Annotated in this window: 11 protein-coding genes; 2 read left to right on the top strand and 9 right to left on the bottom strand. The window is 74.2% G+C overall.

All coding sequences use genetic code 11. The annotated features are described in order from the left end of the window. Positions 1-404: 404 nt before the first annotated feature. The 7 genes from FL583_RS42970 to ssd all read right to left on the bottom strand — a co-directional run bounded on the left by FL583_RS42970 (position 405) and on the right by ssd (position 6754). Positions 405-824, bottom strand: a complete 420-nt coding sequence (locus FL583_RS42970; protein ID WP_142705760.1) for an Rv3654c family TadE-like protein — start codon at positions 822-824, stop codon at positions 405-407. Continuing rightward, positions 821-1522 carry a TadE family type IV pilus minor pilin gene (locus tag FL583_RS42965; protein ID WP_142705759.1) on the bottom strand — a complete coding sequence of 234 codons (702 nt, stop codon included), beginning with the start codon at positions 1520-1522 and terminating at the stop codon, positions 821-823. The genes FL583_RS42970 and FL583_RS42965 overlap by 4 nt, the downstream gene beginning before the upstream one ends. Positions 1523-2262: 740 nt before the next feature. Further along, positions 2263-2430 (bottom strand): DUF4244 domain-containing protein, encoded by a 168-nt coding sequence (locus FL583_RS17640; protein ID WP_170323706.1) that lies wholly within the window; start codon positions 2428-2430, stop codon positions 2263-2265. A 35-nt stretch (positions 2431-2465) separates the two neighbouring features. Next, complete coding sequence (locus tag FL583_RS40190; RefSeq protein ID WP_170323705.1) at positions 2466-3047, bottom strand: type II secretion system F family protein; 582 nt, start codon at positions 3045-3047, stop codon at positions 2466-2468. 574 nt (positions 3048-3621) lie between these two features. Continuing rightward, positions 3622-4302, bottom strand: a complete 681-nt coding sequence (locus tag FL583_RS17630) for a hypothetical protein (RefSeq protein ID WP_142705757.1) — start codon at positions 4300-4302, stop codon at positions 3622-3624. Between the two features lie 197 nt (positions 4303-4499). Next, positions 4500-5672, bottom strand: coding sequence for a TadA family conjugal transfer-associated ATPase (locus FL583_RS17625; protein ID WP_142705756.1), 1173 nt, complete (start codon positions 5670-5672; stop codon positions 4500-4502). Next, the gene (ssd, locus tag FL583_RS17620) at positions 5669-6754 is read right to left on the bottom strand and encodes a septum site-determining protein Ssd (RefSeq protein WP_142705755.1); all 1086 of its coding nucleotides are present in this window, start codon (positions 6752-6754) and stop codon (positions 5669-5671) included. The genes FL583_RS17625 and ssd overlap by 4 nt, the downstream gene beginning before the upstream one ends. A 647-nt stretch (positions 6755-7401) precedes the next feature. Between ssd and FL583_RS17615 the strand changes: the two genes are divergently transcribed. Beyond that, complete coding sequence (locus FL583_RS17615) at positions 7402-8283, top strand: HAD family hydrolase (RefSeq protein ID WP_142705754.1); 882 nt, start codon at positions 7402-7404, stop codon at positions 8281-8283. Between the two features lie 681 nt (positions 8284-8964). After that, entirely contained in the window at positions 8965-9732 is a 768-nt protein-coding gene (locus FL583_RS17610) for a hypothetical protein (RefSeq protein WP_142705753.1), read from the top strand. On the opposite strand, the gene FL583_RS17605 is transcribed toward FL583_RS17610, so the two are convergent. Continuing rightward, the gene (locus FL583_RS17605; RefSeq protein WP_142705752.1) at positions 9726-10463 is read right to left on the bottom strand and encodes a Fic family protein; all 738 of its coding nucleotides are present in this window, start codon (positions 10461-10463) and stop codon (positions 9726-9728) included. The genes FL583_RS17610 and FL583_RS17605 overlap by 7 nt on opposite strands. Positions 10464-10490: 27 nt before the next feature. Then, the gene (locus FL583_RS17600; protein WP_142705751.1) at positions 10491-12302 is read right to left on the bottom strand and encodes a TolB family protein; all 1812 of its coding nucleotides are present in this window, start codon (positions 12300-12302) and stop codon (positions 10491-10493) included. Positions 12303-12481: the final 179 nt, after the last annotated feature.

The raw sequence follows: 12481 nt of genomic DNA, 5'->3' as shown, positions 1-12481 counted from the left end.
CCGGCACCCTGGCGGGCGGGCCCTTCCGCGGACCGGCACCCTGGCGGGCGGGCACTTCCGCGGGCCGGGATCGCTGAAGGCGGGCAACGCCGCAGGCGGGCACTCTCGCGGACCGGCAGCCCCACAGGCCGGCACCCGCGCAGGCCCGAATCGCCGCAGGCGGGCACTTCCGCAGGCCGGCGCCGCCGACGGCGGGCAACGCCGCAGGCCGGCACACTCGGGCCGGCAGCCCCACAGGCCGGTGTCCTTGCAGGCGCGGATTCCGCAGGCCGGCACCGCCGCGGGTGGGCATCCCGGCGAACCGGTCCCCGGCCGGTCGCATCCGGGCGGGCCAGAGCCTCGGCCTCGGCCGGGTCGGCGAGCAACCTTGGCCGGACTCCCGGCTTCGAGCGGGCGCTGGCGTTCTAGATGGGGCCGGCTCGGGCTCGGGCCTGGGCGTTGCCTGCGCGGGCAGCTGGGCCGGGAGGCACGACCTCAGCCGTCAGAACGATGTCGCGACCAATCACCTCACAGCGACTGAGCTGAGCCCTATTGAGTCGAGCAACCTCACCGGCACGCGCACAAGCAGCGGTCGCGCCCTCGGGGACATGAAGCGCACCAGACAGCGCGGCCAGATCGGCCGCCAAAGCCGCACGATGCCGCGCAGTTACAGCCGCACCAACCCCCTGAAGCCCGAGCCCAACGCTCAACAACGCCAGCCCAACCGCCAGAGCCACCACCGAAGCACTACCTCCACCCCGCCGAACCCGAAAAATCCCGCCGCACGCAGCCCGGAAGCGCGCAGCCCGACCGTCGAAGGCGTCGGCCTTCAGTGGCGGGATCATCCGCCGACCGGAGGCTCTGGCTCGACAACCGCAGTCGCGTCGATGCGACCCGGCCACAGAGGCCCGACAGCGGGCGCGGACACGGTCACTGTGACCAGGTCCTCCGTAGCCTCAACCCGAATCGAAGCGCCCGCGGGAGCCAGTCGCCGCCCGACCGAGACGGGATCCGCATCCCCACGAGCCGCCGCACGTGCGGTCTCCCGAGCCGCGTCCACGCACCGCAGCTGAGTGGTAGTCGCACCCAACGCGGTGAGCCCCGCCGTCAACAGCAACACCACGACCGGAATCGCGGCCGCCAACTCCGCGGTAACCGACCCGACCGCCCCACCCACGGCCGCGCCCGGCCCGCGCACCACCCCGCTGGCGACCGCACCCAAGCGGCGCACCCTCCAGCCAATCGCCCGGAGTCGAGCAAGCACCGTCCCGACCACGGCCGCGGCCTTCCTGCGAGACGACCAATTGAGGGCCGCCCCGCGCGCCCCGCGCGGGGCGAGCGCCCCGCGCACCCCGTGCAGGGGCCGGTCGGCACCCGGGCAGCACCCCCGCGGCGGCCGGTCGGCGTTCGGGTACCACTCGCGCGGCGGTCGGTCGGCGTCCGGGTACCACTCGCGCGGCAGCCGGTCGGCGTCCGGGCACAACCCGTGCGGTGGCTGGTCGGTGGCCGCGCACCGCCCGGTCACTAGCCCGTGGACGACCATGACCCACCCAACTGCCATATCGGCGATGGCCAGGCATAGAACGAGCAGCACCCCGGCCGTGACCGCCCACCGCTCGGACGCCGCTCTCACGACGGCCGCGTACTGATCGGAAGCCGCCCTCGGGACAGCCACGCACCGATCTAATGGCAACCCTGTGGCTGCCGCACACCAGCCGCGCAAGCGACCGTTGGCGCCGGCGCACCCCGCCCGCGGCTGCCCAGCGGCGGGCGGGTCAGTGATAAGTCGGCCAGCACCGGGCCAGCCACCGCCATGCGGGCCAGCGGCAGGTGGGCCAGCGCCCAGCGCGCGGGCGCCCCGCGGGTCGGTGCCCAGCGCGCGGGCGCCCCGCGGGTCAGCGCCAGGTCGACCACCGCCAGGACCGCCAGCAGTCGGCTGCCCAGCGGTCGGCGCGGCGGTCCGCGGCGGCTCGGCCCGCGGCGGCTCGGTCATCGGCGGCTCGGTCATCGGCAGGTCGGCGCCAGGCCGACCACCGCCAGGCCCGCCAGCAGTCGGCTGCCCAGCGGTCCGCGCGTCGGCCAGCGGCGGGTCGGCCGGCGGCGCATCGGCCGGCGGCCCAACGGTCGGCGCATCGGCCAGCGGCGCGTCGGCCGGCGGTCCAACCGGCGCGTCGGGCGGCGGCGCGTCGGGCGGCGGTGGGGGCCGCCGCCCGCTTGGGGCGTCCTCGGCCGGCCGGGGTCGGTCTCGGGGGCGCTTGGGCGGGCGGCGGCCTGGGCGGTGGGCTAGCTCCTCAGCGCCTTGGTGATGATCGCGGTCAGCGCGGTCTGCACCGCCGGGGACGTCACCACCTTCAGCAGAATCCCGGCGAACGCCACGGCGGCTACCGTGCCTACCGCGTACTCCGCCGTGGTCATCCCGGCCTCGCCGAGCAACCGAAGCCTCCGAATCATGACCTTCTCCTCTCGTACGCCGGGACCTCCCCGGCTCACCCCAGGACGTCATCGAGCACCCCGAGCAGAATCGGCACCACTCCGACCAGCACGAACGCTGGTAGGAAGCAGAGTCCTAGCGGGAGCACGACCAGGACGCCCGCGCGTTGGGCCGCTGCGTCGACTCGGGCTTCGCGCTGCTCGCGGAGGTCGGCCGCGCACCGGACGCAGGCCGCGGCCAGCGCCGCGCCGCTCTCGGCGGCCCGGACCGCGGCGGGGATGAACCCGGCCGCACCGGCGACGTCGGCTAGCGCGGACCATCCGGCTTCTCCGTGCACGCCGAGCCGTAGCGACCGTCCGACCTCCTCGAGCCGCTCTCCCAACGGGCCTCCGACCGCGGAACCGACCAGCGACACCGCTCGGTCGAGTGGTGCACCGGACTTCAGGACGGCGGCCAGCAGGTCGATGGCGTACGGCAGCTCGGCGGCGGCCGCCTGTCCGTCGCCGACTGCCGGCAGCCTCCGGACGACGTACCACCCGCCGACGCCGGCGATCGCGCCGAGCACCAGCCCGACCCACCCGCCGACGAAGAGCGCCACCACGATCCCGACGCCGATCGGCGCCCCGGCCTGCATCATCCGGTGAGGACCCGGCCGACGCCCGGACGGACCGACCGACGTTGCCCCCGACCGCTCCCGAGACGACGACGGCCCCCACTGCTGCAGCTCGGGCTGAGACAGCCCGGGCAGCCATCGCCGCACCTCCGGCTGAGACAGCCACGGAAGCAACCGCAACCACGGCTCAGACGGTCGCACCGACCGCCCCCGCAGTCCGGCCACCTCCCCGGACGTTGGGGCTCCACGAAGTCCGCCGCGCCGCGCCGCGGAATCCGCACCGAAGGCGCGCGCCAGCCGCCGCCGTGGCGACGGCCGCCGACCGAGCATCACCACCACCGCCGCGATCAACAGCGTCACCGCCGCACCCATCGACAGCGCCGTCATCCCGCCACCGCCGATCCCGGCTCCCCGACCCGCCGCCGGACGACCCTTGCCGCGTGACCGTCGACCGTGGGACAGCGCTTGCAGGCGGTACTCCGATCGCGGTCAGCCCGGCGGTCGCAGGCGGCACTCCGGTCGCGGTCACAGCGACGGTCGTAGGCCGCGCAAGGTCCACGTCCCTGGAGCAGTCCCACCGGAAACACCGCTGCCGCCCTCATTCGGTCGTCACCCGGCTCAGGCGGGCGGCCAGCGCGAACCCCGTCAGATGGAGCACCACCGCGGCCGCGGCGCAGGCGGCTCCGGCCGGCGTCCTCGTGAGTACCGCCAGCGGCGCAGCGCCCAGCAGCTCACCCACCCCCAGGCCCAACACCGGCAGTGCGGCGATCAGCCGGGCCGTCGCTCGGGCGGACGCGGTCTGGGACGCGGCCCGGTCGGTCGCGCGCCGTAGTCGCCGGAGTTCGACGTCGAGTTGGGCGACGACGTCGGCCAGGAGAATCCCGCTGTCGGTCAGGGCCCAGGCCGCGGCCAACCGACCGAACGCCGGCTCGAGCGGCCCTGGCACCGCTCGAAGGGCCGCCACCACGTCCCCGGCCGGGTGACGCACCACGGCCGCGCGCACGGCCGCCAACGCGGACGCCACAGCCGCTGGCACCGGGAGCCGGTCCAGCGCGGCCAGCGCCGTGTGTAGGGCGATGTGCGGCGTGGCGCCGGCTCGGAGGTCGTCGGCCAGCCCGGCCAGGGCCACCGCGGCGGCCGCCCGCACGGCTTCCTCGGCCTTCGCCCGGCGCCTCCGGGCCAGCGCGTACCGCCCGGCAACCCCGTAGGCGACGACAGCACCGGCCAGCACCGGGCCTCCGATCACGACGCCGCCGACCGCGACGGCGAGGATGGCCACCGCCGCTCCCACACCCGGTCGGGTATGCCGATCCCGAAGTCGCCGCGCCCCCACCAGCCGTCCCTCGCGCCGAAATCCTCGTTCGCCCGCCGAGCCCGGCCGATGTCCCCGCCCCGCCACCGCCACCATCCGCAGCCGCCCACGAACCCCGGACGGCCCGACCACCGCCAACATCACCGCCACCGGAAGCACACCGCTCACCACGCCCCACCCCGCGACTCCAGCAGCGCCCGCAGCTGGTCCAGGCCCGGCGTCGGACCGCCGTCCCTCCGCCAGGCCGGCCACGCCCGAACCCGGCCGTCCCGTCCCGCCGCCAGGACGCCGATCTCGGTCACCAACCGCCCACCGGCCTGCGACGGATACCGAACGATGTGGAACGCCACCTGCACCGCGCTCGCCAGCTGGGCATGCACCGCATCACGGCCCAGACCCCCCATCAGGCCGAGCGCCTCGATCCGGGCCGGGACGTCGTCCAGCGTGTTCGCGTGCAGCGTGCCCGCCCCGCCGCGGTGGCCGGTGTTCAGCGCGGCCAGCAGCTCCACCACCTCGCCACCTCGGCACTCGCCCACGACGATGCGGTCGGCGCGCATGCGTAAGGCCTCCCGGACGAGCGTCCGCAGCGGGATCAGGCCGGCGCCCTCGGCGTTCGCGGGCCGGGCCTCCAGCGAGACCACGTGCGGGTGAGCCGGCCGGAGCTCGGTCGCGTCCTCGACGACGATCAGCCGCTCGTCCGGCGCGATCTCACCGAGCAGCGCGGCCAGCAGCGTGGTCTTGCCGCTGCCGGTTCCGCCGCTGACCAGGAACGCCAGGTGGGCGTCGACCACGGCCCTGGCGATCGCGGCCGCGGCCGGCGTGAGCGTGCCCGCCGCGACCAGCTCGTCGAGGCTGAACCCGCGCGGGCGGAACGTCCGCAGCGAGAGGTGCACGGTACCGACGGCGACGGGCGGCAGCGCGGCGTGAAACCGCGTTCCGTCGGGGAGCCGGGCGTCGACGAACGGCGACGCGTCGTCGAGCCGGCGTCCGCACGACGCGGCCAGTCGCTGGGCGAGCCGGCGGATGCTCGCGTCGTCACCGAGGTCGCAGTGGACGCGCTGGAGCCCGGCGCCGCGATCGACCCAGACCTCGCCCGGGCCGTTGACGAGCACGTCGGTGACGTCGGGCTCGGCCAGCAGCGCGGTGAGCGGACCGGCGCCGACCAGTTCGGCGTGCAGGTCGGCTCCGAGCGAGAGCAGCGTCCGGTCGCCGATCGGCGAGCCGTACTCGGCGCGCACCGCGGTCGTCACCGCCGCTCGCGTCGGCAGGCTCCCTTCCGAGATCAACCGACGCCGGACCCGCTCGGCCAACCCTCCGGTGGCGACCTCCGCGCTCACGACGGCCCCACCAGATCGTCCAGGTCGGCCAGCAACCGGCGACAGAAACCGGCCAGCGGGCCGCGCCCGTTGCCGGCCGGCACATCGCCCCGCTCCAGCGCGGTCGCCAGCTTCGGCTCGGCCCGCAGCACTCCGGCCAGTGGCAACTCCAGGGCCGCGGCCAGCTCCTCGGAACGCAAGCCGGCCGGCGCCGGCCCCCGCACCACGCACGCCAACCGCCCGCAGTGCGGACGCACCGCCCGCGCCACCCGCGACGCCGCCGCGCACGCCCGCACCTCGGCCGGGACGACCAGCAACGTCAGATCAGCGGCCTGCAGCGCCAGGACCGCCGCGTCGTCGAGCCGACGCGGAAGGTCGACCACGAGCAGGTCCGAGCCCCGCTTACCGGCCTCCAGCGCCGCACCGGCGGCCTCCGGCGGAATCGTCAGGACGTCACCGCGGTCCCACGACAGCACCCGCAGCTCGCCGACCTTGGGCAACGCCTCGTGCAGCGACGGCGGGCTGACCCGCCCCGACGTCGCGGCCAGGTCGGGCCAGCGCAGACCGGCCACCCGCTCCCGGCCCAGCAGCAGATCCAGCCCGCCGCCCAGCGGGTCGGCGTCGACGAGCATCGTCCGCGCGCCGTCGGAAGCGGCCGTCACCGCGAGGGCGGTCGCGAGCACGCTGGCTCCGGCCCCACCGCGGCCGCCGATCACCGCGACGACCCGCCCGTCGACCGAACGGTCACTCACCGCATCGGTATACCGATCGATCAGCCACGCTTCGGCCGTCGGGAGGAACGCCACGTGCTCGGCGCCGAGGTCCGCCGCGAGCCGCCAGACGACCGGATCGTCGGGCCCGAGCACCCGCTCGTCGGCGACCAGAACCACCCCGATCCGGTACGGCAACCGGGCCGCGGCGTACTCGTCCGCGACGTCCACGCCGACGACGACGAGACCCGAACCGGTCCACAGTGGCCGGGCCGCGGCCGGATCGACGGGCACCTCCACGTCGGTGCCCGCAGCGGCGGCCAAACGCAACAGGTGATCCGCAAGCTCAGGATCGCGGACGCAGACCAACGGGCGTGCCTCGGGCGACGGCATGAATCCTCCGGCGGGTGGATCGCGGTTTCGACCCACCAACCGTCGCGAACTCCAGCACCTGTCGGAATGTTGTCCACAGGCCACAGAAACCTGCGATCACTCGGTGGACAACTGCCGAATTCTTCGCGTCGCGTGCTATCACACCAAAACTGCGCGGATGACGTTTTCGCTGCTCATTACCGAAGCAGACCGGAAGAACCGATCCAGAAACGCATCAGCAAGAACTTTCGAGAAATCCAGTGCTCACAAAGCGGCACACATTGCCCGATTTGGACTCGAAGGTGTTTGTGGAGAAAAGGGGACGGTCCCCGCCGGGGGGGTGGGCGGGGACCGTCCGGGGTCCGGCTCCGGGGGGGCCGAGCCGAACCCGCCCAGATGACCGCGGGGGGGGTGCGGTCAACCAGGCCGTTAGAGGTGTCGAAGCCGACTGAGAACGCCTACTCTTCTCCGCTTCCCGACACAGAGCGCCCCTCTGACATTCTTCAACAAACCGAGGGAGATCTGCAACCGAACCCGGTCGGAAACAAGTCTCGTAAGAATTTTCTTAGGCCGCCAACGCTCTGGCACATACCCCTGCCAACAATGCCCTAACCGAACGCCGGAGTCGAGGGGGCCGTCGGTTCAGGTCCGGTCTTACACTCCGAGGCATGAGCGAGAGCGCCAGCGTGGGCGACGAGCCGACAGGCGACGATCAGACAACTGTGGACAGTGCCCGCACGGTCGAGCCGGCGCAGGCCCGCAGCGCGGCCTTCTTCGACCTCGACAAGACCGTGATCGCCAAGTCGAGTGCGCTCGCGTTCGGCCGGCCGTTCTATCAGGGCGGCCTGATCACCCGCCGGGCGATGCTCAGAAGTGCTTACGCACAGTTGATGTTCCAGCGCGCCGGGGCCGACGAGGCCCAGATGGCCCGCATCCGCGACGCGGTGACGTCGATGATGACCGGCTGGAGCGTCAGCCAGGTCCGCCAGATCGTCGCCGAGACCCTGCACGAGCTCATCGAGCCGACCATCTACGCCGAGGCCGCGGCCCTGATCGGCGAACACCGCGCGGCCGGGCGTGACGTCGTCATCGTCAGCACATCCGGCGACGAGGTCGTGCGGCCGATCGGCGCGCTGCTCGGCGTCGACCGGGTGGTCGCGACCCGGATGAAGGTCGTCGACGGGCGGTATACCGGGGAGATCGAGTACTACGCCGCCGGTCCGGCGAAGGCCGCGGCGATCCGCGACCTCGCGGCCAGCGAGGGCTACGTCCTCGAGGACTGCTACGCCTACTCCGACTCGGTGAGCGACGTCCCGATGCTCAGCACGGTCGGGCATCCGTTCGCGGTCAACCCCGACCGCGGCCTGCGCAAGGCGGCCGCCGAGCACGACTGGCCGGTGCTGCTGTTCCGCCGTCCGGTGACCCTTCCGACCCGATTCGTCCGGCCGTCCACTCCGGTGCTCGCCACCGCCGCGGTCGGCTTCGGAGTCGGCGCGGCCGCGCTCGCCGGGATGGTCTGGTACGGACGGCGACGCGCCGTCGGAGTATGAACGTACTGCTCAAGGGGCCTTCCGTGTTCCGCGGAACCGGCGTAGAAAGGTGTGACGGGCGCCACACCGTGGAGCTCGGGCACAGGCTCCGGGGTACCCACGCGCGACCAGCCGCGTACGGCGCGTCGAGGCGGATTCGACGGGATCCGCGTTCGTCGGAGAGGGTGCACGCTTGGTAGCCCAGACAGTCTGTGCGTGACGGCGTCCCGACGCGGGGCGCCGTCCGCTTGTGCTCGGCCCGCCTGACGCGCGCGAGCCGCCCGCCCGCGCTCGGCCCCCCTCAATACTCGGCCTCCCTCAATACTCGGCCCTCCCTCAATACTCCTCACAGGTTCGGTATGCGTCGATATGCTGCCTGCGGGGCTGGAGTGGCTTGAGGGGAGCACCACGATGGATCCGCGTCCACGCCCGGAGAGACCCCGGGCCCGGGACCCGTTCGACGGCGGCGACCCGTTGACCACTCCCCTGGTCAAGCCGTTACCGGAGGACGATTCCCCGCCTCGGTCGGACTCCGCTCCCCCGTGGTCCGCGGTCACCAGGCAGCCCTCTCAGTCGTTCCCCGCCCGAATGCCCCGCCCGGCCCCGCCGGGCGCACCCGGCCACGCACCCGGCCACGCACCCGGCCACCCATCCGGCCGGCCGCCGGCCCGCCCGGCTCCCCCGCCGATGTCAGCACCCCCGATGTCAGCACCCCCGATGTCGCGGCCGATGCCGCCGACCGAGAGCGTCACCGAGCCCATCCCCGGCGCCGCCGGTCGTCTCACGGCCCGCGGCAGCGCTCGCGCCGGCACGCCCACGGCCACGGTCGGCGACCTGCTCACGGTCGTCGGCGGCCTGCTGGTGCTGGCGTTCTCGAAGCTGCCGTTCGTCTCCTACACCGACGGTCGCTACACAGCGATCGCCGACCGCGCCGACCTCCCGACCTCGTGGACGGCCTGGACCTCGGCGACGTTCCTGGCCCCGCTCAGCTGGGTCGCGATCCTCGCGGCGGTGGTCGCGGCCGTGCTCGGCGTGCTCCGGGTCTTCCGGCGCGACCGCTTCGGCGTGCTCGGCCTCCGCCCCGCCCAGGTCCGCGTCCTGCTCAGCAGCCTGACGCTGCTGATCCTGTTCTGCCTCGGCGTCTCGTCCAAGACCGTGATGTTCGGCGACGACCGACCCGCCACCACCTCGACCGGCATCAAGGTCACCTCGACCTTGTCACTCGACCTCGGCGGCTACCTGATGCTGCTCGCCGCCGTGGTGCTGTTGCTGGGAACGGTGCTCACCGCGTCCGGTGCGGGTGGTGCCGTGCTGTGGCCGCCGCCGAGCGGCGTCCGACAGGTCTTCATGCGGACGCCGGGCGGCGGGACGCGCAGGCGACGGCCGGAGCCGCAGGCCGACGCGTACCCGGCACCGCCGATTCCCGGCTACGGACCGCCGGGAGGCTACGGGCCTCCCCGCCGTTACTGAGACATCGCCTCGCAGATCGCGAAACCCTCGTCGGCGCCGAGGGCGACCGCCGTGCAGCAATGCTGCAGCCAGTTGCGGACGCCGTCCGACGTGCCGGTCGCGTAGGCGTTGGCCGCGCCGATGTACTCGGGTTCGCGGGCGAGGTGCCCGATCTCGGGTACCGAGACGGCTTTCGGGTCGAGTCCTTTGGCGATCAGCGTCAGGCGGGCGGCGGCGCGGGCGACGAGGCCGCCCGGACCGTCGAACGGGGCGAGCGCGAGGAGCTCGCCGTGGACGATCGCGGCGAGGATCACCGCGGGGGCGTCGGTGCCGCCGGTGACGAGGTCGCCGAGCGCGGCCAACCGGGCCGCGACCTCGGGATCCGTGCGCGGGCGACCGAGCGCGTCGGGCGGGAGCGTGTCGCGGGCGGCGAGCACGTGCAGGCGGGCCAGGACCTGCAGTGGCGCCTTGGGCCAGGTGTCGACGAGGGAGCCGATCGCGCCGGCGATGCGGAGCGAGCCCTGGACGACCGGGTCGGTGACCGCGCCGGCGCGGACTGCCTCGAGGTCGTAGCGGGCGCCTTCGAGCGACGCCGAGGCGTGGGCGCCGCGGAGCGCGGCTTCGACGCTCACCGGGCCGGAGTTCCGGCGCAGGACCTGGTGCCCGAACAGTTGGTCGATCTGCTTCCGCGCCCCGGCGGCGGCGTCGGCGACTCCGGGCAGGTCGAGCAGCGGCGCAAGGGGATCCGGCACGCCCCGTACGTTATCCGCCCGCCCCGATCACCGAGGCAACACCCACTCCACCCCGGCCCCCACCCCCTCCCCAGCGGGCACCGCCCCCGTCTGACCCGCGAAAGGCGAACCCGCCTGTCGGCCGGGAAGCGATCCCGCCGGCCCGGCGGCAAGCGAATCCGGATGGGCGGCCTCCGATGCGGCGGTGGGCTCCGCACCGCCGAGACCATCCAGCGCGGCCGAGGACAACCCTCCACCGCCCGCCGGAGCAGCGCCCGACTGCGCGCCGCGCGACCGCGCCGCAAGGGTGAACCCTGCGCCCGCCGCCGCCCCGCTCGCCACCGCCGCGCCTGCCGCCCCTGGGCCTGCCGCGGGCCGTACGCCGTGCGGCGGCCCAGCCGGCGACGTAGGCGGCGGGGGCATCCAGGGCGGGAGCGCGGTGGCCGGCGGAGGCCACTGCCCGGCCGACCCGCCGGGCGGAGGCCAGAGCCCGGCCGGCCCGACCGGCGGGGACCAGCCGCCCGGACCCGCCACCGGCGCGAAGGCCGCGGTCCCGAAGGCCGCGGCCCGGCGCCCTGCGCGCCGACGCACGGCCAGCGGTACTCCTACCGCCGCACCGATCACCGAGAACCCCAACGCCGCAACGACCCCCGCCGCCACCCCGACAGCCACCCGCCAACCCGTCGGCGTCGGCCCACCCGAGAACCCGCCGCCCCGAGCCGTCGACTCCTCGAACAGCTTCGCCGCGACCTGCACCGAGAACGTCGAGTACCCGAACGTCAGAACCCGCGCTCCGCGCTTTCCGTCCAACCCGTACGCATCCACGACCTCCGACCCGTTCTCGTCGATCCCGGCCAGCAGCACCTGGCCGGCCCCGCGCCACCCCACCAGCGCCGGATCGCTGAACTCGACGTACCCGAACCGCGCCACCCGATCGGCCTGCTTCGACCGCACGTCGATCGCCAGCAGCGACGTCGTCTCGTCGACATCGGTGGACTCGTCGCGCAGAACCAGCACCCGACGACCATCGGGCGACCACGCGTTCGGGCCGGCCAGCCGCACGGCCCGGTCGGTCAGCAGCACCGGCGACCCGGATCCGTCGGTCGGGTACACCTCGATGTCCGCGCCGTCGTCGTACACGATCGACTGCCCGTCGGGCGAGAACGCGGCCTGCACCCCGCCCGGCTCGCCGTACACGTCGGGCGACCCCGACGACAGCGCGGGCGGATCCTCGCCGTCGGGCAGCGGCTCCTCCCCCGGCAACAGCTCGGACGTCTCCTCGCTGGGCGCGTCCGGCGTGCCGATCTGCGTCCACCGTCCGCTCGTCACGTCGAGGACGTACAGGCTGCCGGCCGCGACCGCGAGCTGCGTAGCGTCGGCCGACCAGGCCAGAACCTCGATCTGGCCGGCCGGGCCGGCCTCGACGGGGAAGCGCCGCTCGGCGCCGGTCGCCAGATCAGCCACCAGCACGTCGGTGCCGTCGCCGGTGGCGTCGCCGATCGCGAGCCGGCTGCCGTCCGGGGCGAGCTGCGTGGTGACCATGTCGTACTCCGGGTCGGAGCGGTCGGTGATCGCGTCGACACCGCGGACGCGGTCGGAGTCGGCGGCGAAGAGGACGTGGCTGTCGCTGAACATCCCGACCGTCTCGAGCAGGAAGACCGACCGGCCGGGGGCGGACTCGCTGACGTCGGACGTGAACAGCGGCAGGTCGTCGGTGTCGGTGGGATACCGCGGGCTCGCGTAACGGCTGGCGCCGGAATCACCCCGCAGCGCGAACGCCGCCCCGAAACCGATGCCGGTGGCGGCGAGCAGCGCCACGACGGACAACACGAGCACCACGAACACCGGGCGTAAACGCATGCCTCTCCAATTTCCCAACCGGCCCCGGACGCTAGGCCACGCCGGTTGCAGCGGATCGACGACCGAGCGAGGTATCCACCGGACGGCCGGAGAGGTCGATCCGCCCGGCTGAGACACCGCGATCCGCCCGGCTGAGACGCCGCGATCCGCCCGGCTGAGACGCCGCCGACCGCTCCGCG

Source organism: Cryptosporangium phraense, assembly GCF_006912135.1.
Lineage (GTDB): Bacteria > Actinomycetota > Actinomycetes > Mycobacteriales > Cryptosporangiaceae > Cryptosporangium > Cryptosporangium phraense.
The sequence above is the reverse complement of the archived record's forward strand: the minus strand, read 5'-3'. Positions and strand labels throughout refer to the sequence as shown.